A 21,394-nucleotide genomic window follows, 5' to 3' on the forward strand; every position below is an offset into this window, starting at 1 on the left:
GCGCGTCCGCCCACGGCACAGCTGGCGCAATCATCCCACCCGCGACCCTGCGGCCACGCGGGGAACACCACGATGTCGTCACGATGTCACCCGTCCGGGGAGCGTCTCGGCGTCGGGCACGGCGACCTCGACGGAGGTCTCTGCACCCCGCACGGGGGCGGCGTCGCCGCCGTCGCCGTCCCGGTCCCCGAGCGTGGCGATCGTCGCGATCACCAGCACGAGCAGGAGGCCCAGGAGGGCGACGAGGGGCCAGGTCAGACCGTTGGGCAGGCCTCCCAGGCGGCGGCCCGTCGTGGTCGACGTGCGGCGCCCCGCGGAGCGCGAGGGCACGGGTGCCGACTGCGACTGACGTCGCGCCTCGGCGCGGGTCGCCGGGGCGACGGGCTCGGCGCGCGTCGAGCCCCCGGGCGCGCCGGCCGGGCGCGTGCCCGCGCGGGTGGGCTGCGGCCGTCGTGAGGAGCGCGTCGGACCGTGCATCTCGCGGCGCGGCGGGTACGACCGCGGGGCGGCCGGGTCGTCCGCCGGGGCCGCGGGGACGGGGCGCTCCCACGGGAGGGCGGGGCCGGGCGCGGCGTCGTCCGGTGCGGGCGGCGCCGGGACGGGCTCGGCGGTCTCCGGGACCGTCCCGCCGTGCCGGCCGAGCGGGCGGACGCGGGTGGCGTCGTCGTCGGGCGGCCCCGGGGGCGTCGCGGCCGACGGCGGCACGTCCGCCTGCGCGGCGTGCGCGGCGCGACGCGGCTCGGGGGCGACCCACGGGTTCGCCGGGTCGGGCGCGTGCGGGTCGCGCACCGCGGCCGGGATGACGAGCGGCGTGATGACGGGTGCCGGGTCCGGCTCGGGCGCGGGGACGTCGTCGGCGGTGGTGCGGGCCCGGCGCGCGCGGCGCGTGGGGGCGGGCGCCCCCGTGCGTGCGGACCAGGGGTCGCTCGCGAGGCGCGCGGCGATGCCCTCGAAGACGCGTGCGAGCGCGTCGGCCGGGTGGGGCCGCGCCAGCGGGTCCTTGGCGAGCATGACCATGACGAGCTCGCCGAGCTCCGGGTCGACCGACGTGGGCAGCGGCGGCACCGGCTCGTTGACGTGCGCGACCGCGATGTCCACCGGCGTGGACCCCGTGAACGGGCGGTTCCCCGCGATGGACTCGTACGCGACGATGCCGAGCGCGTAGATGTCCGAGGCGCCGGTGGCGGCCTGGCCGACGGCCTGCTCGGGCGAGAGGTACTGGGCCGTGCCCATGACCATGCCCGTCGCGGTCATCGGGACCTGGTTGGCCGCGAGCGAGACACCGAAGTCGGTGATCTTCACCGTGCCGGAGCGGTCGATGAGGATGTTCCCGGGCTTGACGTCCCGGTGCACGACGCCGGACAGGTGGGCGGCGTGCAGCGCCCGGGCGGTCTGCGCGAGGATCGGCAGGAGCCGCGCGGGCGGGAGCACCGGCTCGCGCTCCAGCAGGTCCGCCATGGGCTCGCCCACGACGAGCTCCATGACGAGGTACCCGGAGCCGTTGGTCTCGCCGTAGTCGTACATCTGCGCGATGTTGGGGTGCGAGAGCGCCGCGCTGTTGCGGGCCTCGGTACGCAGGCGGTTGAGGAAGTCCTCGTTGCCGGCGTACTCGCTCCGCAGGACCTTGACCGCGACCTCGCGGCCGAGCGCGTCGTCGGCCGCGACCCACACCTCGCCCATGCCGCCGACGGCGATGCGCCGCACGAGGCGGTAGCGGTTGCCGAGCGTCAGCCCCCGGACCGGCTTCATCCGTTCAACACCGCCTCCATGACGGCGCGGGCGATCGGCGCGGCGATCGCGCCGCCCGTCGCCTCGTTGCCCATCGAGCCGCCGTTCTCGACGATGACCGCGACCGCGACCTGCGGGTCGTCGGCCGGGGCGAAGCTCGTGAACCACGCGTGCGGCGCGGCCTCGCCGCCCGTCTCGGCGGTGCCCGTCTTGCCCGCGACCTGCACGCCCGGGATCTGCGCGGACTTCCCGGAGCCGTTCTGCACGACGCCCACCATCATCTGGGTGAGCTGCTCGGCCGTCGACGGGGAGACCGAGGTGCGCAGACGGCGCGGTTCCGACTGCCGGACGACGTCGAGGTCGGGGTTGCGGATCGTCTCGACGGTGTACGGGGCCATCTGCACGCCGTCGTTCGCGATCGCGGCGGCGACCATCGCCATCTGGAGCGGCGTGACCTTGACCTCGCCCTGGCCGATGCCGGCGCGCGCGATCCCGGCGGCGTCCGCGCCCGGCGTGCCCTCGGCGGGGAAGCGGCTCGGCGTGACGTCCATGGGGATCTCGAGCGAGGCGTCGAAGCCGAAGTCCTCGGCCTGGTCGCGCATCGCGTCCTCGCCCAGGGTCATCGCGAGGTCGCCGAACGCGGTGTTGCACGAGATGCGCAGCGCGTCCGCGAGGGTCATCTCGCCCGTGGGCGAGCAGCGCGTGCCGCCGAAGTTCTTCATCGTCTGCGTCGACTGGGGGTACGGCAGCTCGTCCGGGGCCGGGATCACGGTCTCGGGCGTGTACTGCCCGCTCTCGAGCGCCGCGGCGGAGGTGACGATCTTGAACGTCGAGCCCGGCGGGTACGTGTTGCCGCGGATGGCCCGGTTCGACATCGGGTTGCCCTCGGCGTTGAGCAGCTCCTGGTAGCGCTGGCGCGCGAGGGCGGTGTCGTGCGTCGCGAGCTCGTTCGGGTCGTAGCTCGGCTTCGACACGAGCGCGAGGACGCGGCCCGTCTTGGGCTCGATCGCGACGACGGCGCCGCGCTGGTCACCCAGCGCGTCCCACGCGGCCTGCTGGGCCGCCGGGTCGATCGTCAGCTCGACGGACGCGCCCTGCGGCTGCTGCCCCGTGAAGAGCGCGCTCAGGCGGTCGAGCCACAGCGAGCTCGCCTCGCCGTTGAGGTAGTCGTTCTCCTTGTCCTCGATCTCCGTGCGCCCGTTGGTGAGCGACAGGAAGCCGGAGACGGGCGCGTAGAGCGGGCCGTTCGAGTACTGGCGCTGGAAGCCGAACGCGTCGTCCACCGGCGTCGAGGACGCGATGGCGTCGCCCGCGACGACGATCGGGCCGCGGAACTTGTTGTACTCGCGGTAGATCGTGCGGGCGTTGCGCGAGTCGTTGTTGAGCGAGTCGGCCTGGACGAACTGGATGTACGTCGTCGACACCATGAGCGCGAGGAACATCACGAGGACGACGGTCGCGACGCGACGGAGGGGGACGTTCACCGGGCTCCTCCCCAGGGGTCACGGTCGGTCTCGGCACCCGCGTCCGGTCGCTGCACGACCTCGGTCCGCAGCTCGTCCGGGTGGTCGGGGACCTCCCCGGTGCGGCCGACGGCGGGCTGGACGCCCGTCGTCGCGCGCGCGGGGCCCGTGGACGGACCGGGGACGGCGGGCGCGCCGACCGTGGTGGGGGCGTCGTCGGGCAGGGCGCCCACGGCCGCGCCGCCGCCCACGACCGCGACCGGGTCGGAGTCCGTGCGGCTGCGCGCCCCGCCGGGCGCGACCTGCCCGCGCACGGGCAGGGAGGAGGGGCGCCGCGCGTCGTCCGAGATGCGCAGGAGCAGCCCGACGACGAGCCAGTTCGCGAGGAGCGACGACCCGCCCTGGGCGACGAACGGCATCGTGAGACCCGTGAGGGGGATGATCCGCGTGATCCCGCCGACCACGACGAAGAGCTGCCACGCCATGACGAACGCGAGACCGCCCGCGAGCAGCTTGCCGAACCCGTCGCGCACGCCGATCGCGGTGCGCAGGCCGCGCTCCACGAGGACGAGGTACGCGAGCAGGATGCCGATGAGGCCCGTGAGGCCGAGCTCCTCGCCGAGCGACGCGTAGATGAAGTCGGAGAACGCGTACGGGACAGTGCGCGGGTAGCCCGCGCCCCACCCCGTGCCGAAGAGGCCGCCGTTGCCGAGCGAGAACAGGCCGCCCACGAGCTGGCCCGAGCCACCCGGGCTGCGGCCGAAGATCTCGGGGTCGAACGGGTGCAGCCACACGTCGACGCGCGCCTGCACGTGCCCGAACGTCGACGCCGCGAGCACCGCTCCGACCGCGATGAGGAGCAGACCGATGACGACCCAGCTCACGCGCTCGGTCGCGATGTAGAGCATCGCGACGAACAGGCCGAAGAACAGGAGCGAGGTGCCGAGGTCGCGCTCGAACACGAGGATCGCGAGCGAGACGAGCCAGACGATGATGATCGGCCCGAGGTCGCGCAGGCGCGGGAGCTGGAGTCCGAGCACGCGGGGGCCGGCGAGCGCGAGCGTGTCGCGGTTCGTCACGAGGTAGCCCGCGAAGAAGATCGCGAACGCGACCTTGGCGAACTCGGCCGGCTGGAGCGAGAAGCCGAACAGGTTGATCCAGATCTGTGCGCCGTTGATGCGGGTGCCCAGGCCCGGGACGAGCGGCAGCGCGACGAGCACGATGCCCGCGATCATCGCGGTGTACGTGTAGCGGCGCAGGGTCCGGTGGTCGCGCAGGAACCAGACGAGGGCGAACGCGCAGAGGATGCCGAGCGCCGTCCACTGGAGCTGGCGCGGCGCGAGGTCCTGGGTGCCGCCCGTGACCTGAGAGCCCAGGTCGAGGCGGAAGATCATGGCGAGGCCGATGCCGTTGAGCGCGACGGCGATCGGCAGGATCACCGGGTCCGCGTACGGCGCCTTGAACCGCAGCAGCACGTGCGCGGCGCCCGCGAGCACCACCGTGCCGATGCTGTACACGTAGAAGCGGCCCGGGAGCTCGCCCGTGAGCTGCAGGCCCACGAGCGCGTACGCCCCGATGCCCAGCGCGAGCGCGAGGACGAGCAGACCGAGCTCCGCGCCCCGGCCGGGGCGCACCTCGGTGGTCTCCACCGTGGCCATCAGGCCCCCGAGCCGGCGCCGTCGGTGGGCGCGGGGGTCACGTCCGGCGCGTCGGCGTCCGGCGTCCCCGTCGTCGCGCCGTCGACGGTCCCGTCCGCGGGCGGTTCGGTCGAGCCGTCGGTCGCGGGGGTCTCGGTGGTGTCCTCCGTGGCCTCGGCGACCAGCCGCTCGGCGCGGGCGCGGGCGTCCTCGAGCGACTGCGCGGGGATCGTGGTCTCCAGGCGGTCGACGACGTAGCCCGGCAGGTCGTCGACGCGCGTCCCCGTGAGCTCGATCGGGGTCGACAGCGTGACCGGGCCCGCGTTCTCGGGGATGCCGCGGAACACCGCGACCTGGCCGTCGGCGACGCCCACGTAGTACTGCGACTGCGTCCAGCGGTAGCCCGCCCAGCCGGCGACGCCCAGGCCCGCGACCACGAGCAGGATCGCGACCACGGTGACCCAGCGCCGGGGCGCGCGACCCGGGCGCACGTCGTCCTCGTCGTCGCCGGAGCCCTCGGCGATGGTGCGACCCTCCGTGCCGTCCTCGTCCGCCGCGTCGGCGTCCGGGTCCTCGGCCGGGGCGGTCGCCTTCGTGCTCGCCATGAGCGCGGCCGCGCGGGCCGCCGGGCCGTCCGCGGCCGACGTCGGGGCGTCGCGGTCGATCGCCGCCGACCCGACGACCTGCGCGCCCGTGCCGGGGGCCCCGCCGTCGGGCAGGGCGTCGACGTCCACGACGTCCGCGACGACGACCGTCACGTTGTCCGTGCTGCCCGCTCGCAGCGCGAGCTGGAGCAGGTGGTCGGCGCACGCGTCGACGTCGTCCGTGTCGGCGAGCGTCTGCGCGATGGTCTCCTGGCTGACGAACCCGGACAGGCCGTCCGAGCACAGGAGCCAGCGGTCGCCCGGCTTCGCCTCGCGCACGGACATGTCCGGCGTGAGGTCGATGTCGAAGTCACCCAGCACGCGCATGACGACGTTGCGCTGGGGGTGGGTCTCCGCCTCGTCCGCCGAGATGCGCCCCGTGTCGACGAGGTGCTGGACGAACGTGTGGTCGGTCGTGACCTGGTTCAGCTCGCCGTCGCGCAGCAGGTAGGCGCGCGAGTCGCCGAGGTGCGCCATGGCGAGCTTGTTGCCCGCGCGCAGGATCGCGGTGACGGTGGTACCCATGCCGACCAGCTCGGGGTCGGTCACGCTGCGGTCCACGAGGTCCTGGCGGGCGTGGTCGATCGAGCGCTCGAGCTCGGCCAGCGCGTCGTCCGGGCCGTGCGACTCGCCGTCGAGCGGGGCGAGCGCGGCGATCGCGATGGACGACGCGACGTCGCCCCCCGCGTGGCCGCCCATGCCGTCCGCGACGACGAGCAGGTGCGGGCCCGCGTAGCCGGAGTCCTGGTTGTTGGAGCGCACGAGCCCGACGTCGGAGCGCGCGGCGTAGCGCAGGGCGATGTTCACTGCGGGCTACCTCTGCAGCTCGACGACGGACTGACCGATCCGCACCCGCGTCCCCGGGCCCAGGGGGGTGACCTGGGCGATCCGCTGGTCCTCGACGTAGGTGCCGTTCGTGGAGCCCAGGTCCTCGACGAACCAGGACCCGTGCTGCGGGAAGATGCGGGCGTGGCGCGACGACGAGTAGTCGTCGTCGAGGACGAGCGTGCAGCTCGGCGCGCGGCCGATGAGGATCGACGACGTCGTGAGCGGGATCGTCGTGCCGGTCAGCGGGCCGGCGGTGACGACGAGCCGCGACGGTCCCGCGGGCGCGGCGGGCCGCGACGGCTCCGGGGCGGCGGGGGTGGGGCCCGACGTCGGGCGGGCGGCCGGGGCCGGACCGCCCTTCTTGCCGCGGCGCGGCGTGATCTTCGTGCCGTACAGGTCCCGACGCAGCACCCCGATCGCGGAGAGCACGAACACCCAGAGCAGCACCAGGTAGCCCAGCCGGAGCAGGGTGAACGTGAGATCGGTCATGCGGGCCGGATCACCACTCCTCGTTGTCGGACGCGCCGGTCCAGAACATGATGCGGGTCCGGCCGATCGTCAGGGAGTTCCCGTCGAGCAGCGTCGCGGCCGGCACCTGGTGCCCCTCGACGAACAGCCCGTTCGTGGAGCCGAGATCCGTCGCGATCACACCCTCCGGGGTCACGCGGATCTCCAGGTGGCGCCGCGAGACGCCAGGGTCGTCGACGACGATGTCGGCCTCCGAGCCGCGGCCGATCACGGTGACCGGGCCGGTGAGCAGGTAGCGCTGCCCGTCGATGTCGACGAGCGGGTGGCGCGTGCTCGGGGACGCCGTCGTGGCGGGGGCGACGTTGCCGCGCACGCTCGCCGAGCGGAGCTGGAAGCGGCCGACGTCGAGCGTGTCGTTCTGCTCGAAGCTCACGCTCACGGGGCCGACGAACGCGTAGTGCTGCGACGCGGCGTACTGGGTGACGTTCGAGGCCAGCTCGTCGGCGAGCGTCTCCGCGCCCCACCCCTCGACCTGGCCGAAGTCGTCCACCGACAGCTCGATGGTGAACTCGTTGGGCACGACCGTGCGCTCGCGGTCGACGACGGCGGCGCGGTCGTCGACCTCGCGCCGCAGCGCGCTCGCGAGCTCGACGGGCTTGACCTCGCTGCGCCCGACCTTCGCGAACGCGTTGTTCACGACGCGCTCGACGCCCTTCTCGAAGCGGTCCAGGACTCCCATGCCACCTCCTCCCTCGTGCTCGCTCGTGCCGCGGCTCACGCCGCGCGGATCTCGTCTGCTCTGCCGGCGCCCTTCCCCGGTGGCCCCCGCGCACCCGCGTCCGGGCAGACTACCTAGATCGTATCGATCGCGTCGGACCAGCAGGCCCGTTTCGTCGGACGATTACCGGACGGATGTGGCGCTTTCGTGGTGGAGCGTGTGAACGTCGGGCGTCCGCTCCCCCGCCGAGCACGAGGTTGCCGTCGTCTCGCCGCTCTTCCCGGGAGCGACGACGTGCTCGAGGGCGACGAAGGTCGTGGTCGGCGACGGGGCCACGCCGCGGTGCGTCCGGGTGGCGGGCGTCACGCAGGACGGCGCGGTGCCGGTCGGTCGCCCGCGCCGTGCTAGTCTTCTGCGGCACGCGCGAGTGGCGGAATAGGCAGACGCGCACGGTTCAGGTCCGTGTGCCCGAAAGGGCGTGGGGGTTCAACTCCCCCCTCGCGCACGTGACGAGGTCCCGGTCAGGTCGTCCCTGACCGGGACTTTCGCATTCCCGGCCCTTGCTCTTCCTCCCGGCGGCGCCTCCGGGGGTCGCCCCCGGCGACCACGCGTGGCCCGGCTCCCCCGCTCACGGCGCGAGCGCGCGCGGCACGGAGGTGCCGTGGCCGTCGTGCCCGTCCACCACGCCCAGCACGCGCGACCTGCCGCGCGCCGCGGCGTCCCACACGTCCACGACCCAGTCGGCGGCGGTGTCGACGACGACGTCGCGCGCGTCGTACGGCTCGCGGCCGGGCGCGACGAGCGGCACGTCGGGGACGGGGCCGTCCTCGCCGTGCACGACCTCGAACAGCGTGCGGTGCGGCGCGATCGCGCGGTCGAGCACGGCGGCGTCGGGGCCGTCGAAGGACACGACGACGTCGAACGTGCCCTCGCCGTCCTGGTCGGGGAAGACGGTGACGACGATCTCCTCCGCGCGGTCCGGGAGCGCGTCGACGACGGCGCGCAGGCGGCGCACGGCCTCCGGCGTCGCGACGTCGAGGTGGCCTCGCACGAGGCGGGCGTGGGTCGCGGCGTCCATCGCGTCACCGTAGCGCCGGGAGAGGCCGCCGAGGCCAACCCTAGATCTGCTAGGGTCGTAACCCCTAGAACAACTAGGCATAGGAGCGTTATGCGTATCGACAAGGACCTCGTGGCCGCCTCGGCCACCCCGCTCGTGCTCGGGATCCTCGCCGACGGCGAGTCCTACGGCTACGCGATCCTCAAGCGCGTGGACGAGCTCTCGGGCGGCCGGATGCAGTGGACCGACGGCATGCTCTACCCGCTGCTGCACCGGCTGGAGCGCCTCGGGCTCGTCGAGGCGTCGTGGGGCACGTCCGACGTCGGCCGGCGTCGCAAGCACTACGCGATCACGGCCGCGGGGCGGGAGGCGCTCGTCGAGCGCCAGGCGCAGTGGGACGTCGTCGCGCACGCGCTCCAGCAGGTGTGGCGCTCCGCCCAGGACGGGCTGCAGGGCCCGCCGCGTGTCGCGGAGGGGTGGGCCTGATGGGCGCCGCGACCGCGCCGGCCGGCGCCGCGAGCCCCGGCCCGCACGCCGCGCTCGAGGCGCAGATCGACCAGTGGCGCGGGTACGTCCGGCGCCGGGAGGCGATCTCCGCCGCGGACGTCGACGAGATGGAGGACCACCTGCGCGAGCGGGTCGAGGACCTGCGCGCGACGGGTCTCGACGACGACGAGGCGTTCCTCGTCGCCGTGAAGCGCATGGGCACGCTCGACGACCTGTCGCGCGAGTTCGCGCAGGAGCACTCCGAGCGCCTGTGGAAGCAGCTCGTCCTCGTGGGCCAGCAGCCCGGCCGCACCCGCTCGTGGCGCGAGCTCGCGGTCGTGCTCGGGCTCGCCGTCGCGGTGGGCGTCACGGTCAAGGTCGCGACCGTGCTCCTGCCCTGGGAGACGGTCGGCCTCAACGTCGGGCTCCTCGTGCTGCCGTTCCTCACGGCCTACCTCGCGTGGAAGCGCCAGGTCACGCTGCGTGTCGTCGGCGCGCTCGTCGTGCCGTTCGTCGTGCTGGGCGTCGTGCTCAACGTGTACCCGTTCGCGCCCACGGACGCGACGTTCGTCCTCGCGGCGCTCGCCGCCCCGGTGACGCTGTGGTCCGTCGTCGGGCTCGCCTACGTGGGCGGGCGGTGGCGCTCGGACGCGCGTCGCATGGACTTCGTGCGGTTCACGGGCGAGCTCGCCGTGTACTACACCCTCATCGCGCTCGGGGGCGGGGTGCTGCTCGGCCTGACGATCGGGGTCTTCTCGCTCGCCGGCGTCGACCTCGAGCCCTACCTCGACACCTGGATCCTCACCCTGTGCGTCCCGGCGGCGCTCATCGTGGCCGCCTGGCTCGTCGAGGCCAAGCAGAACGTCGTCGAGAACATCGCGCCCGTGCTCACGCGCGTGTTCACGCCCCTGACGCTCGTCATGCTCCTCGCCGCGTTCGTCGTCCTCGCGACCGCGGGGAACCTCGCGGCCGTGGACCGTGAGCTGCTCATCCTCATGGACGCGATCCTCGTGCTCGTCCTGTGCCTGCTCCTCTACTCCGTCTCCGCGCGCGACCCGCTCGCGCCCGGGTCGTTCTTCGACGGGCTCCTGGTGGTCCTCGTCGGCGCGGCGCTCGCCGTCGACGCCGTCGCGCTCACCGCGATGCTCACGCGCATCGCCGAGTTCGGCGTGAGCCCCAACAAGGCGGCGGCGCTCGGGCTCAACCTCCTGCTGCTCGTCCACCTCGCGTGGTCGGCCGTGCTCGCGACGGCGTTCCTCCGCGGGCGCCGGCCGTTCGCCGACCTCGTCGCGTGGCAGACGCGCTTCCTCCCCGTCTACGCGGCGTGGGCGGCGGTCGTCGCCCTCGTGTTCCCGCCCGTGTTCGGCTTCGTCTGACCGACGGCGGTCGGCCGTCCCCGGGCGTAGCGTGACGGGATGGCCGACCGACCGTCCGGCGGGCCGGTCGACGACGACGTCGTCGGCTGGCTGCTCGACGCCGACCCGGCGCTGCGCTGGCAGGTGGAGCGCGACGTCGTGCACGCCCCGCCCTCCGTGTGGCGGGCGACGCGGGCGCGCGTCGCGACCGAGGGCTTCGGCGCCCGGCTTCTCGCGCTCCAGGACCCCGACGGGCAGTGGGCGGGCGGCGCGTACTTCCCCGCGGACGTCGGCGGGGACGGCGCGGCCGCGCCGGACGCCGAGGGCAGGCCCGAGGAGGGCCAGCCCTGGACCGCGACCACCTGGTCGCTCGTCGCGCTGCGCGAGTGGGGCCTCGACCCCGAGGTGCTCCGCGCGCGCCGCACGCCCGAGCTGCTGGCCGAGCACTGCCGCTGGGAGTACGACGACCTGCCCTACTGGGGCGGCGAGGTCGACTGGTGCATCAACGGGTACACGCTCGCCGCGGGCGCGTGGCTCGGCGTCGACGTGACGAGGCTGCTCCGCACCGTCCTCGACGGTCGGCTGCCCGACGGCGGGTGGAACTGCGCGTGGGTCGAGGGCGCGACCGTGTCGTCGTACCACTCGACGCTCAACGCGCTCAAGGGCCTCCTCGCCTACCAGGAGCACGCCGGGGCCACGGACGAGCTGCGCGCCGCGCGCCGCGCCGGCGAGGAGTACCTGCTCCGCCGCGGCCTGTTCCGCCGGCTCGGCACCGGCGAGCCCGTCGGGGACTGGGCGTTCCGCCTCGCCTACCCGTTCCGCTGGTACTACAGCGTGCTCAACGCGCTGGTCTACCTGCGCGCCGCGTCGCTGCTCGACGGCACGCCGCCGGACCCGCGCGCGGCGGACGCGGTCGAGCACGTCCGCCGCGCGCGGCGCCCGGACGGCACCTGGCTCCAGGGCCGGCGCCACCCGGGCCGCGTGTGGTTCGAGGTCGACGCCCCCGCGGGCGAGCCGTCCCGCTGGCTCACGTACCACGCGACCGTCGTCCTCGACTGGTGGGACGGTCAGGACGCGGGCGGCCCCGAGACGACCTCGGCGCCGTCGAGCACCGCGATGAGCTCGTCGAACCACTCGACGTAGCTCGCCCACGTGAACGGGCGCTTGTCGTCCCAGCCCACGACCTGCCCCGCCTGGACCGCCGGCAGGCCCGCGTAGACGGGGTTCGCCGCCATGGCCTCGTCGGAGCCGGTGTAGCTGAGCACGACGTCCGCCGGGTAGTCCGGCACGCGCTCCCAGCTGAGCTCCGCCCAGGCCTGCTGGTCCTGCGGGCCGCCGATCGTGAAGCCCAGCTCCTCCAGCAGCGCGAGCTGGCCCAGGGTCCGCTGCCCGACCCACAGCTCCTCGGCCCCGTTGAGCGGCAGGATCGTCAGCGGCTTCTCCGCGGCGATCGCCCGCAGGGTGTCGAGGCGCTCGTCGAACGCGGCGCGCGCCTCCGCGACCTCCGGGGTGTCCGCGTCGCCGCCGAGCGCCTCCGCGAGCGACGCGTAGTCCTCGATCACCTCGACGACGGGCCGGCCGGAGAACTTCATCCCGACGAACGGCGCGACGGCGGTCGCCTCCTCGGTGATCTTGTCGTCCCACCACCGCCACGCCGTGCCGTCCTCGGTGCCGAACCCGATCACGAGGTCGGGGTCGAGCGCGAGCAGCTTCTCCAGGTTGAGCTCGGCGTCGGTGCCGACGACCTCCATCTCGTCGACCCGGGCGTTGCCGATCGACAGCGCGCCCGTGTCGGAGAAGCCGTACCCGAACACGCCGTCGGGCCGCACGCCGTAGTCCCACAGCGCGGCGGCCGAGTAGCCGTCGACGACGAGGCGGTCCGGCGCCTCGTCGAGCTCGTACGTCGTGCCGTGGCCCGAGGACGTCCACGACCAGCCGTCGGCGCTCGCGGACGGCTGGTCGTCCCCGGCGCCGTCGGAGCCCGCGTCGGTGCCCGGGGAGCACGCCGCGACGACGGCCGTGAGACCGAGCGCGAGCGTGGCCGCCGCGACCGTGCGCGCGGGCCGGCGCCGCGCACGGGGCGCGCCGGGCAGGGTGGACGAGGGACGGGTCGTGCGGGTCATGCGGTGCTCCTCCGACGAGGCGGTGCGGGCGAGCGCAGGACGGTGGGGGGCCGGTCGGGCGGGGTGGTCCGACCGGGAGAGCGGGGCCGCGTCAGGCGCGGCGGGGCCGGCCCTCGGGCACGACGAGCGGGGTGCCCGTCACGGGGTCGGCGATGATGCGGCACGGGAGGCCGAACACGTCCTCCACGAGCTCGGCCGTGACGACCTCGCCCGGCGCGCCCTCGGCGACGATCGCGCCGTCCTTCATGGCGATGAGGTGGGTCGCGTAGCGGCACGCGTGGTTGAGGTCGTGCAGGACGGCGACGAGCGTGTGCCCGCGGTCCCGGTTGAGGTCGGCGCACAGCTCGAGCAGCTCGATCTGGTGGGCGATGTCGAGGAACGTCGTCGGCTCGTCGAGCAGGAGGAGGGGCGTCTCCTGCGCGAGGACCATCGCGACCCACACGCGCTGGCGCTGGCCGCCGGACAGCTCGTCGACGAGCCGGCCCGAGAGGTCCGTGGTGCCGGTCGCGGCGAGCGCGGCGACCACGGCCGCCTCGTCCTCGCGGGACCACTGGCGCAGGAGCTTCTGGTGCGGGTAGCGCCCGCGCGCGACGAGGTCCGCGACGGTGATCCCCTCGGGCGCGATCGACGACTGCGGCAGGAGGCCGAGGCGGCGCGCGACCTCCTTGGCGGGGATGGACGAGATGGAGCGGCCGTCGAGCACGACCTCGCCCTGCGACGGCTTGAGCAGGCGCGACAGCGCCCGCAGCAGCGTCGACTTCCCGCACGCGTTCGGCCCGACGATCACCGTGAACGAGCCGTCGGGGATCGTCACGTCGAGCCCGGAGGAGATGACGCGGTCGTCGTAGCCGACGGTGATGCCGTCGGCGTGCAGGCGGTCGGCGGCGGGGGCCGAAGCACGGTCGGCGGTGCCGGGTGCGGCCGCGTCGTGCGGGGCGTCCGCGAGCTGGGTGGGTGCCACCGGGGTCCTTCCGGTCTGCGGGGTCGGGGTCACTTGCGGGCCTCGCGGACGAGGAGCCAGACGAGGTAGGCGCCGCCGACGCTCACGGTGACGACGCCGACGGGCAGCTGGGTCGGGGCGAACGCGCGCTGCGCGACGAGGTCGCTCGCGGCCAGGAGCACCGCGCCCATGCACGCGGCGGGCAGGATGCGCACGCCCGCGCTTCCCGTGAGGCGGCGCGCGAGCTGGGGCGCGGCGAGCGCGACGAACGCGATCGGGCCGGCCGCCGCGGTGACGAGCGCGGTGAGTGCGACGCCGAGGACGACGAGCGCGAGCCGCACCCGCTCGCTGCGCAGGCCCAGGGCGGCCGCGGCGTCGTCCCCGAGCTCGAGCAGGCCCATGCGCGGGGCGAGCCACACGAGCGGCAGGGCCAGGAGCGCGGCGAGCACGCACGCGGGGACCGCCTGCGCCCACGTCATGCCGTTGAGCGACCCCGCGCCCCACACGGCGGCGGCCATCGCCGTCTCGAGGTCGGCCTTGACGATGAGCCACTGGTTGGCGGACGCGAGCATCGCCGACACCGCGATGCCGACGATGATGAGGCGGAACCCCTGCACGCCGCGCCGGTAGGCGAGGACGTACACGACGCCCGCGGTGACGATCCCGCCGACGAGCGCGCCCGCCGCCACGCCGACGTACCCGCCGCCGAGCAGCATGATGACGACGAGGGCCCCGGTGTACGCGCCCGTGTTGAAGCCGATGACGTCGGGGCTGCCGAGCGGGTTGCGCGTGAGCGACTGGAAGATGGCGCCGCTCGCGCCGAGCGCCGCGCCGAGCACGAGCGCCATGAGCGCGCGCGGGAGGCGCCACTCGACGACGACCATGTGCACCGGGCCGTCGGCCGCGCCGACGAGCGCCTGGAGCACCTGCGGCACGGTGAGCGGGTAGTCGCCGGTGGTGAGCGCGACCACGCCGACGGCCAGCGCGACGAGCAGGAGCGCCCCGCACACCGCGAGCGTGCGCAGGTCGAGCCGCAGGCTCACGCCCCGGCCGCGCACGACGCGCGTCGGGCGGCCGAAGTCGACGCGCCGGTCCGGACCGGGCGCCTCGGCCGGGAGGCGGTCCTGCACCGGGGCGCTCACAGCCCGCTCGCCTTCGAGCGGCGCACGAGCGCGATGAGGACCGGGGCGCCGACGAACGCGGTGACGATCCCGACCTGGAGCTCGCCCGGCATGACGACGACCCGGCCGACGACGTCGGACACGAGCAGCAGGACGGGCGCGAGCACCGCCGAGTACGGGAGGATCCAGCGCTGGTCCGGGCCGACCGTCCACCGCGCGACGTGCGGCACCATGAGGCCGACGAACGCGATGGGCCCGGCCGCGGCCGTCGCCGCGCCGCACAGGAGCATGACCGCGACGCCGACGAGCACGCGCGTGCGCCCGACGTGCGCGCCGAGCGAGCTCGCGAGGTCGTCGCCGAGCGCGACGGTGTTGAGCGGGCGCGCGACGACGAGCGCGATGACGAGCCCGATCACGACGAACGGGGCGATCGTCCCCGCCATCTCCATCGTGCGGCCCGCGAGCGAGCCGGCGCCCCAGAAGCGCATGCGGTCGAACGCGGCCGGGTCGAGCAGGGTGATGCCCTGCGAGACGCCGCCGAGCACCGCGCCCAGCGCGACCCCCGCGAGGGTCAGGCGCACGGGCGTCGCTCCCCCGCGGCCCTGCGACCCGATGGCGTACACCGCGACGGTCGCGACGACGGCGCCCGCGAACGCGAACCAGATGAACGACCCGATGTCCGTGAGCCCGAGGAACGCGACGGCCAGCACGACGGCGAACGCGGCGCCGGCGTTGACCCCGAGGATGCCCGGGTCGGCCAGGGGGTTGCGCGTCATGGCCTGGATGAGGGCGCCCGAGACGCCGAGCGCGGTGCCGACGAGCAGCCCGACGACCGTCCGCGGGAGGCGCAGGTCGCGGATGATCACGTGGTCGCCCGAGCCGTCGTAGCCGGTGAGGGCGTCCCAGACCGTGCCGAGCGGGACCGGCTTCGAGCCGACGACGAGGCTCAGCACGACCGCGAGCACGAGGACCGCGAGGGCGACGACGAGCCCGACGCTACGCCCCGCGTTCGTGCGGGCGACCCCGGCCGGGCGGTCGGCGGGGTCGGTCCCGGCCGGTGCCGTGCCGCCGGGGACGTCGGCCGTCGTGGCGGCGGTCGCGGGCGAGGTCATGGTGCTCGGATCTGCTCGGGGGCGCTCGGCCCGGCGGGTCAACACGAGTGAGGTTACCCTCACCTTAATTCACGCCCCGGAGGGTCCGGCAAGATCGTCCACGAACCCGGTGGAGTGACCCCGCTCACCGTCGGTGCCGGAGGGGGTTGCCGGTCCGCGAGCGGCGTGTGCGAGAGTGGCCGCATGACCTCGCACGTCCCCGTCGCCGCCGACCACGTCGTCACCGTCGACGACCAGGGTCGCCGGACCGGCACCTTCGAGCGCGCCGCGGTCCACACGACCGAGACGCCCCTGCACCTCGCCTTCTCCTGCTACGTGCTCGACGACGCGGGCCGCCTGCTCCTCACGCGGCGCGCCCTCGCGAAGCGCACGTGGCCCGGCGTGTGGACCAACTCGTTCTGCGGGCACCCGCGCTGGACGGAGTCGACCGAGGAGTCGATCCTCCGCCACGCGCGGCACGAGCTCGGGCTCGAGATCGCGGACCTGGAGGTCGCCGTCCCCGGGTTCCGCTACCGGGCCGTCGACGCGTCGGGCGTCGTGGAGAACGAGATCTGCCCCGTCTACGCCGCCCGTGCGGCGGGCCCGGTCGAGGCGAACCCCGACGAGGTGATGGAGCTCGCCTGGGCGGACCCGCGGGACGTCGCGCGCGGGGTCGCCGCCACGCCGTGGGCGTTCAGCCCGTGGATGGTGCTCCAGGTCGGGGCGCTGGGCGGCGCGAGCACGGCCGGCGACGGCCCGACGGCGCCCCTCGCCGCGGCCTTCGGGCCCGCTTCCGCCTGACCGCGCCCGGCCCGCGACCGGACAGGGCGAGGAGTCAGACGCGCCGGAGCTGCGCGCGGCGGAACCGCTCGGGGATGCCCAGGTGGTCGGCGTCCTCGGCGGTCGAGCGCAGCCGCCGCGGCGGGAGCGCGTGCGGGACGACCGCGTCGGCGCCGGGGACCCGCGCGTCGTGCATCGCGGCGGCGAGCGCGTGCACCAGGGGCGCCTGCCGGGACGGCCGCCGCGTCGAGAAGACCCACAGGTCGAAGCCGGGGGCGGTCGCGAGGTCGACGGGCTGGCCCTGAGCCCACGCGTGCCGCGCGACGACCGGCGACACCGCCAGGAACGTGACCGGCCGGCGCGACCACAGCACCGTGCGCGACGCGCCGCTCACGCCGCGGTCGGCCAGGAGGAGCCCGATCGTGCGCTGGTTGCCCACGACGGCGGACACCGTGCGGGGGTCGATCCCCGACCACGGGATGACCGTCGGGCGCAGGAACGGCGCGAACGAGCCCACGACGATGCCGCCGTCGAGCACGAGCAGCTTCTCCGAGCCCAGGAACCACAGCAGGACGCCGAGCACGGCGGCGACGGCCACGAGCAGGACGGCCGCGGCGACGACCTCGCCGTCGGCCAGGCTGGCGACCGGCGCGAGCAGCACGAGCACGAGGACCACGGCCCACGCGGGGCCGTTCGGCGTCGCGGCCTCGACGTGCCGCAGGCGGCCGAGGCGCGACGCGTCGGCCCAGTGGCGCACCTTGCGCGTCGCGCGGTCGCCGGTCGGCGCGGCCGTCATCGGCCGAGCAGCTCGGCGGGGAGGCGGCGCAGCGTCGCCGGCCCGACCTCCGACAGCTCGAGCGTGACGGGCGTGCCGTCGTCGTCGTGCTCGCCGCCGCGCACGACGTACACGCCGTCCGGCGTCGCGTAGACGCTCACCCGGACGAGGGTGTCCGAGCCCGCGCGCACCGCGCCGAGCACCGTGACGGCGACCGCTCCGGAGAGCTCGGGCGACGTGCGGGCCTCCGCGGCGAACTGCTCGGTCGTGAAGGTGCGGGCGCGGCCGTCGAGCACGGCCTTCGCCGCGGGGTCGAGGAACACCGCGAGGCGCCCCGCGAGCTCGGCGAGCGGGTAGACGCTGAAGGAGTGGTGGCCGCTCGGCCCGACCTCCTCCTCGAGCACCCGGTCCTCGTCGTGCAGGTAGACGTACACCCAGTGCTTGCCGAGCGCCGTCGTGCGGTCCGCGGACAGGATGGCCGACGCCGTACGCCGCAGCACGAGCGGGCCCGTCACCTCGGGGACCGCGTCGATCCCGACCTGCGGCTCGCCGCCCGGCCCGGGCGGGCGCTCCTCGTCGGACGGCACCACGAGACCCCGCGCGAGCAGCGACCGCAGGGCCACGCGCCCCACGAGCGTGCGGTCCGCGCCTTCCTGCGCGTCGAGCCAGGGCAGCGGGACGAGCTGCGGGTTCTGGAGCCCGTCGAGGATCGCGACCTCCTCGTCCGTGAGCGTGACGACGTGCGTCACCTCGCCGGGCGCCGTGCGCGCGAGCGTCTGCTCGGCGGCCGCGATGTCGGCCGCGGACCACTGCATGGTCGGCTGCTGGGTCACGAGAAGAGGCCTCCGATGAAGTCGCCGGCGGCGGAGAGCCCGTCACCGATCGCGTCACCGACGTCGGACGCGACGTCGCCGATGGTATCGGCCGCGTCCCCGACGAAGCTCGTGACGTCGTTCCAGCCGTCCGCGAGGTACGGGCCCGGGTCCGAGAAGAACCCGGTGATCGAGTCCCAGTTGTCGTAGACGAGGTTGCCGAGCGCCCAGACGCCCGCGACCGCCGCCGCGCCCGCGACGACCGCGATGCCGACCGGGTTGGTGAGGAGCCCCGCCGCGATCGCCATGGTGCCCGCGCCGCCGATCACGGACAGGACGCCCATGCCGCGGTCGACGCCGCCGCGCACGCCGTCGTACTGGGTGTTGACGATCTGGTTGATGCCGCCGACCACGCCGGCCGCACCGCCGGCGAAGCCCATGAACCGGGAGAACGTCGTGGCCCGCCCGAGCACGCTCAGCGCGTCCCCGACCGCCATCCCGCGCGTGAGCTGCAGGGCGCTCGCCGCCGCGGGCGACAGCGCCGCGAGCCGGCTCGCGTCGAGGAAGCCGCGCGCGGCGAGGAAGGTGCGGTACGCGATCCACGCGCCGCTCCCGGCGCCCCACGCGGACAGCGCGGTGTCGCCGACGTCCCAGATCGACCCGTCGAGCGGGTCGCCCGCGCCGGGAGGGCCGCCGCCGGGGCCGGTCGGCACGCCGGGCCCGGGGACGCCCGGGGACGGGATGGACCCGCCCTCGGTGCTCGTCGCGAACTGCTGGTCCGCGTGGCGCAGGACGGCCTGCGACGCCTCGGAGAGCGTCTGGCTCACGCCGCGCAGCAGCGCGACGGACGTGCCGGTCCACTCGCTGCGGAACTGGTCGGCGTCGCCGCCCTGCCAGCGGCCCGCCGCCTCCACGAGGCCGCTGACCTCGGACGTCGTGCTCACGAGCTGGTCCGAGGCGGACCGCAGCGACTGCGCCAGCCTCCGCAGCTCGTTGACGTCCGCGCCCCACATACCGCTCACGTCGTCCTCGTCCCCTCGTCGGTCGTCCGGCCCGCCGGCACCCGGTGTCCGGGACGCGCGAGGCGGGCACCGGGGAGGCTACCGTGCGCGCCGTGGTGCGGGCGATGGGGAGTCCTCCCCGTCGGGTCGTGGCGCGCCCGCGCCCGCGCACCGCTCGCGTTCGGCTCCGGCGCCCGGGCGGGTGACAATCGACCCATGCCTGACGCGGTACCCGACACCCCCGCCACCCCCGACCGCGCGAGCGAGGCGCCGGTGCCCGCCCGGGACGCCTCGTTCGAGGAGCACGTCGCGTGGGCCCGCGCGGTCCCGGTCGTCGGTTTCGACCTCTCCCCCGTGGCGGGCCGCGTCGTCGAGGACCCGCTGCCGTGGGACTACGTGGCGCTCGCGCGCGAGCTCGTCGCGAGCGGGCGCGGGCCCGTGCTCGACCTCGGCACGGGCGGCGGCGAGCTCCTCTCCACGCTCGGCCCGTTCCCCGCGGGCTCCGCGGCGACCGAGGGCTGGGCCCCGAACCTGCCGGTGGCCCGACGGCGGCTCGAGCCCCTCGGTGTCGAGGTGCGGCCCGTGGAGGGCGACGACGAGCAGCTCCTGCCGTTCTTCGACGGCCAGTTCGCGGTCGTCCTCGACCGGCACGAGGAGTTCGACCCGGACGAGGTGCTCCGCGTGCTGGAGCCGGGCGGCGTGTTCCTCACGCAGCAGGCCGACTCGCGCGACGGCGTGCGTCTGAGCACCGCGCTCGGCGCCGAGCCGGCGTGGGACCCGGACTCGGTCACGCTCGACGCCGCGGTCGAGGTGCTCCGCGAGGCTGGGTTCGTGGTCGACGCCGCGCGCGAGCACGAGGGGTTGCGCCGGTTCCGCGACCTGGCCGCCCTGCTCTGGTACCTGCGGCTCATGGCCTGGCAGGTGCCGGATCTCGCGTCGCTCTCGTCCGAGGCGGTCGCGCGCTACGAGGCACCGCTGCGCGCCCTGCACCTGCACCTCGCCGCAGGCCACGAGTTCGTCGACGAGGCGCCGCGCTTCCTCGTCGTCGCGCGCAAGCCCTTCTGACGCCCGCGCCGCCTCACGGGTGGCGGGTTGTTGGCGAGGTGGTGGCGAGGGCCCGGGTCACGCCGGGGGCGGGCCCGGGCGGGGCGGGGCCGTGGAGTCGCGCACGACGAGCACGTGGTCGGTGCGCTTGCGGCGGGGCCGGGCCGACGGCGGCCGCAGCGCCATCTCGAACGCGGCGGCACCCATCTCGCTCATCGGCAGGCGCACGGTCGTCAGCGCGGGCGCGAGGTCCTGCGCGACCTGGATGTCGTCGAACCCGGTGACCGACATGTCGCGCGGCACGACGACGCCGCGCTCGCGCAAGAGCGACAGCACGCCCGTGGCCATCGCGTCGTTGAGCGCGAGGATCGCCGTCGTGCCGGGGGCCTCGTCGAGGATGCGCGCGGTGGCGTCCCGGCCGCCCTCGCGCGTGAACGGCGCGTGCACGACGACAAGGTCGTCCGGGTCGAGGCCGTGCGCCGCGACGGCGGCCCGGATGCCGGCGGTGCGGTCGGCGACGGTCGTCAGGCGCTCGGGCCCGGCGGCGATCGCGAGGCGGCGGTGGCCGAGGCCGAGCACGTGCTCAGTGAGGGTCTCGGCGGCGGCCTCGCTGTCGGGCAGCACGGCGTCGCTGGGCAGGTGGTGCCGCCCGATGACGACGACGCGCCCCCCGGCCTCCTCGAACGCCTCGAGCTCGCGCGCGGCGTCGGCCTCCATCGCGGGCTCGACGTACCCGGACCCGGCGACGAGGATCGCGCCCACACGGTGCGCGCGCATGAGGCGGATCTGCGTGACCTCGGCGCTGGGCTCGCGCTCGGTGTGGCTGATCTGCACGCTCCAGCCGTGCTCGGTCGCGACGCGCACGACGCCGCTCGCGATCTCGGAGAAGTAGGGGTCGCCGATCTCGTAGACGAGCAGGCCCGCGACCGACGTCGTGCCGCCCGCGAGCGTGCGGGCGTGCGGGTTGGCGATGTAGCCCATCTGCGTGGCCACCTCGCGGACGTGCTCGGCCAGCACCTCCGACACGCCGTCGCTGCCGGACAGTGCGCGCGACGCGGTCGCGAGCGACACGCCTGCCCGCTCGGCGACGTCCACCAGCCGCAGCGCGCTCCGGCCCTTCGTGGCCCGACCCTCTCGACGCACCCCTGCTCCGCTCGTCCGTGCGTCGCCCGGTCGGCGACCCGAGGGCCCTTCCCGACGTGACGCTTGCCACATCCACTGTCCGCACCGTACTCTAGCGGAAGCGCTTACGAAAGCGCTTTCGCAATGCAGCGGTCTCGTACGGAGCAGTACGGCCTCAGGTCTTCACTACGACGAAGTAGG

The 21,394-nt window shown here is 75.0% G+C and carries 20 protein-coding genes and 1 tRNA gene; 6 read left to right on the top strand and 15 right to left on the bottom strand.

Translation table 11 applies throughout. From position 1 onward, the window contains the following. Positions 1-78 precede the first annotated feature (78 nt). The 6 genes from MT994_RS02620 to MT994_RS02645 are packed head-to-tail and all read right to left on the bottom strand — an operon-like array spanning position 79 to position 7,507. On the bottom strand, positions 79-1,749 hold the full coding sequence (locus MT994_RS02620) for a serine/threonine-protein kinase (protein ID WP_222123619.1): 1,671 nt from the start codon (positions 1,747-1,749) through the stop codon (positions 79-81). After that, the gene (locus tag MT994_RS02625) at positions 1,746-3,212 is read right to left on the bottom strand and encodes a penicillin-binding protein 2 (RefSeq protein WP_085386958.1); all 1,467 of its coding nucleotides are present in this window, start codon (positions 3,210-3,212) and stop codon (positions 1,746-1,748) included. Before MT994_RS02625 ends, MT994_RS02620 begins: the two co-directional genes overlap by 4 nt. Then, positions 3,209-4,849 (bottom strand): FtsW/RodA/SpoVE family cell cycle protein, encoded by a 1,641-nt coding sequence (locus MT994_RS02630; protein ID WP_137281368.1) that lies wholly within the window; start codon positions 4,847-4,849, stop codon positions 3,209-3,211. Before MT994_RS02630 ends, MT994_RS02625 begins: the two co-directional genes overlap by 4 nt. Continuing rightward, the gene (locus MT994_RS02635) at positions 4,849-6,279 is read right to left on the bottom strand and encodes a Stp1/IreP family PP2C-type Ser/Thr phosphatase (protein WP_137281369.1); all 1,431 of its coding nucleotides are present in this window, start codon (positions 6,277-6,279) and stop codon (positions 4,849-4,851) included. Before MT994_RS02635 ends, MT994_RS02630 begins: the two co-directional genes overlap by 1 nt. A 6-nt stretch (positions 6,280-6,285) precedes the next feature. After that, complete coding sequence (locus MT994_RS02640; RefSeq protein WP_034652653.1) at positions 6,286-6,789, bottom strand: FHA domain-containing protein; 504 nt, start codon at positions 6,787-6,789, stop codon at positions 6,286-6,288. Positions 6,790-6,799: 10 nt separating this feature from the next. Further along, complete coding sequence (locus MT994_RS02645; RefSeq protein ID WP_021480387.1) at positions 6,800-7,507, bottom strand: DUF3662 and FHA domain-containing protein; 708 nt, start codon at positions 7,505-7,507, stop codon at positions 6,800-6,802. A 400-nt stretch (positions 7,508-7,907) separates the two neighbouring features. Between MT994_RS02645 and MT994_RS02650 the strand changes: the two genes are divergently transcribed. Continuing rightward, a tRNA-Leu gene (locus MT994_RS02650) sits at positions 7,908-7,991 on the top strand. A 123-nt stretch (positions 7,992-8,114) separates the two neighbouring features. On the opposite strand, the gene MT994_RS02655 is transcribed toward MT994_RS02650, so the two are convergent. Further along, positions 8,115-8,564 carry a DUF6389 family protein gene (locus MT994_RS02655; RefSeq protein ID WP_354805004.1) on the bottom strand — a complete coding sequence of 150 codons (450 nt, stop codon included), beginning with the start codon at positions 8,562-8,564 and terminating at the stop codon, positions 8,115-8,117. Positions 8,565-8,654: 90 nt separating this feature from the next. Between MT994_RS02655 and MT994_RS02660 the strand changes: the two genes are divergently transcribed. The 3 genes from MT994_RS02660 to MT994_RS02670 are packed head-to-tail and all read left to right on the top strand — an operon-like array spanning position 8,655 to position 11,527. Next, positions 8,655-9,029, top strand: a complete 375-nt coding sequence (locus MT994_RS02660; RefSeq protein WP_354805005.1) for a helix-turn-helix transcriptional regulator — start codon at positions 8,655-8,657, stop codon at positions 9,027-9,029. Then, entirely contained in the window at positions 9,029-10,405 is a 1,377-nt protein-coding gene (locus MT994_RS02665; RefSeq protein WP_086150261.1) for a permease prefix domain 1-containing protein, read from the top strand. The genes MT994_RS02660 and MT994_RS02665 overlap by 1 nt, the downstream gene beginning before the upstream one ends. Before the next feature lie 39 nt (positions 10,406-10,444). After that, positions 10,445-11,527 (top strand): squalene cyclase, encoded by a 1,083-nt coding sequence (locus tag MT994_RS02670; RefSeq protein ID WP_354805006.1) that lies wholly within the window; start codon positions 10,445-10,447, stop codon positions 11,525-11,527. Here MT994_RS02670 and MT994_RS02675 read toward each other — a convergent pair. The 4 genes from MT994_RS02675 to MT994_RS02690 form a co-directional block, all read right to left on the bottom strand. Further along, positions 11,452-12,507, bottom strand: a complete 1,056-nt coding sequence (locus MT994_RS02675; RefSeq protein ID WP_354805007.1) for an ABC transporter substrate-binding protein — start codon at positions 12,505-12,507, stop codon at positions 11,452-11,454. The two genes, MT994_RS02670 and MT994_RS02675, sit on opposite strands and share 76 nt — an antisense overlap. A gap of 91 nt (positions 12,508-12,598) precedes the next feature. Continuing rightward, on the bottom strand, positions 12,599-13,381 hold the full coding sequence (locus tag MT994_RS02680) for an ABC transporter ATP-binding protein (protein WP_031315990.1): 783 nt from the start codon (positions 13,379-13,381) through the stop codon (positions 12,599-12,601). A gap of 116 nt (positions 13,382-13,497) precedes the next feature. Then, positions 13,498-14,589, bottom strand: a complete 1,092-nt coding sequence (gene fepG, locus MT994_RS02685) for an iron-enterobactin ABC transporter permease (protein WP_354805008.1) — start codon at positions 14,587-14,589, stop codon at positions 13,498-13,500. Next, positions 14,586-15,680: an iron chelate uptake ABC transporter family permease subunit gene (locus MT994_RS02690; RefSeq protein ID WP_340697770.1), complete on the bottom strand. Its 1,095-nt coding sequence runs from the start codon at positions 15,678-15,680 to the stop codon at positions 14,586-14,588. Before MT994_RS02690 ends, fepG begins: the two co-directional genes overlap by 4 nt. Positions 15,681-15,863: 183 nt before the next feature. Here MT994_RS02690 and idi point away from each other — a divergent pair, with 183 nt between their 5' ends. After that, positions 15,864-16,460, top strand: coding sequence for an isopentenyl-diphosphate Delta-isomerase (gene idi / locus MT994_RS02695; RefSeq protein ID WP_051027835.1), 597 nt, complete (start codon positions 15,864-15,866; stop codon positions 16,458-16,460). Positions 16,461-16,494: 34 nt separating this feature from the next. Here idi and MT994_RS02700 read toward each other — a convergent pair whose 3' ends face one another. From MT994_RS02700 to MT994_RS02710, 3 genes are read right to left on the bottom strand one after another with little or no spacing between them, the layout of a single operon-like run. Further along, positions 16,495-17,235: a hypothetical protein gene (locus MT994_RS02700; RefSeq protein ID WP_354805009.1), complete on the bottom strand. Its 741-nt coding sequence runs from the start codon at positions 17,233-17,235 to the stop codon at positions 16,495-16,497. Further along, positions 17,232-18,047 (bottom strand): hypothetical protein, encoded by an 816-nt coding sequence (locus MT994_RS02705; protein WP_251177155.1) that lies wholly within the window; start codon positions 18,045-18,047, stop codon positions 17,232-17,234. The genes MT994_RS02700 and MT994_RS02705 overlap by 4 nt, the downstream gene beginning before the upstream one ends. Further along, positions 18,044-19,048 carry a hypothetical protein gene (locus MT994_RS02710; RefSeq protein ID WP_137281383.1) on the bottom strand — a complete coding sequence of 335 codons (1,005 nt, stop codon included), beginning with the start codon at positions 19,046-19,048 and terminating at the stop codon, positions 18,044-18,046. Before MT994_RS02710 ends, MT994_RS02705 begins: the two co-directional genes overlap by 4 nt. 195 nt (positions 19,049-19,243) lie before the next feature. On the opposite strand from MT994_RS02710, the gene MT994_RS02715 reads away from it, so the two are divergent. Next, positions 19,244-20,092 carry a methyltransferase domain-containing protein gene (locus MT994_RS02715; protein ID WP_021483567.1) on the top strand — a complete coding sequence of 283 codons (849 nt, stop codon included), beginning with the start codon at positions 19,244-19,246 and terminating at the stop codon, positions 20,090-20,092. 57 nt (positions 20,093-20,149) lie between these two features. Here MT994_RS02715 and MT994_RS02720 read toward each other — a convergent pair whose 3' ends face one another. Beyond that, positions 20,150-21,214: a LacI family DNA-binding transcriptional regulator gene (locus MT994_RS02720; protein ID WP_228485155.1), complete on the bottom strand. Its 1,065-nt coding sequence runs from the start codon at positions 21,212-21,214 to the stop codon at positions 20,150-20,152. Between the last annotated feature and the right edge of the window lie 180 nt (positions 21,215-21,394).

Origin of the sequence: Cellulosimicrobium sp. MI9406 (assembly GCF_040595865.1) — a bacterium.
GTDB lineage: Bacteria > Actinomycetota > Actinomycetes > Actinomycetales > Cellulomonadaceae > Cellulosimicrobium > Cellulosimicrobium funkei.

Bases quoted from the DNA above. Each gene is read 5' to 3' on its own strand.
- MT994_RS02620 (WP_222123619.1), bottom strand. From the start codon at position 1,749: ATGAAGCCGGTCCGGGGGCTGACGCTCGGCAACCGCTACCGCCTCGTG.
- MT994_RS02630 (WP_137281368.1), bottom strand. From the start codon at position 4,849: ATGGCCACGGTGGAGACCACCGAGGTGCGCCCCGGCCGGGGCGCGGAG.
- MT994_RS02640 (WP_034652653.1), bottom strand. From the start codon at position 6,789: ATGACCGATCTCACGTTCACCCTGCTCCGGCTGGGCTACCTGGTGCTG.
- MT994_RS02645 (WP_021480387.1), bottom strand. From the start codon at position 7,507: ATGGGAGTCCTGGACCGCTTCGAGAAGGGCGTCGAGCGCGTCGTGAAC.
- MT994_RS02655 (WP_354805004.1), bottom strand. From the start codon at position 8,564: ATGGACGCCGCGACCCACGCCCGCCTCGTGCGAGGCCACCTCGACGTC.
- MT994_RS02660 (WP_354805005.1), top strand. From the start codon at position 8,655: ATGCGTATCGACAAGGACCTCGTGGCCGCCTCGGCCACCCCGCTCGTG.
- MT994_RS02665 (WP_086150261.1), top strand. From the start codon at position 9,029: ATGGGCGCCGCGACCGCGCCGGCCGGCGCCGCGAGCCCCGGCCCGCAC.
- MT994_RS02670 (WP_354805006.1), top strand. From the start codon at position 10,445: ATGGCCGACCGACCGTCCGGCGGGCCGGTCGACGACGACGTCGTCGGC.
- MT994_RS02675 (WP_354805007.1), bottom strand. From the start codon at position 12,507: ATGACCCGCACGACCCGTCCCTCGTCCACCCTGCCCGGCGCGCCCCGT.
- MT994_RS02690 (WP_340697770.1), bottom strand. From the start codon at position 15,680: ATGACCTCGCCCGCGACCGCCGCCACGACGGCCGACGTCCCCGGCGGC.
- idi (WP_051027835.1), top strand. From the start codon at position 15,864: ATGACCTCGCACGTCCCCGTCGCCGCCGACCACGTCGTCACCGTCGAC.
- MT994_RS02700 (WP_354805009.1), bottom strand. From the start codon at position 17,235: ATGACGGCCGCGCCGACCGGCGACCGCGCGACGCGCAAGGTGCGCCAC.
- MT994_RS02715 (WP_021483567.1), top strand. From the start codon at position 19,244: ATGCCTGACGCGGTACCCGACACCCCCGCCACCCCCGACCGCGCGAGC.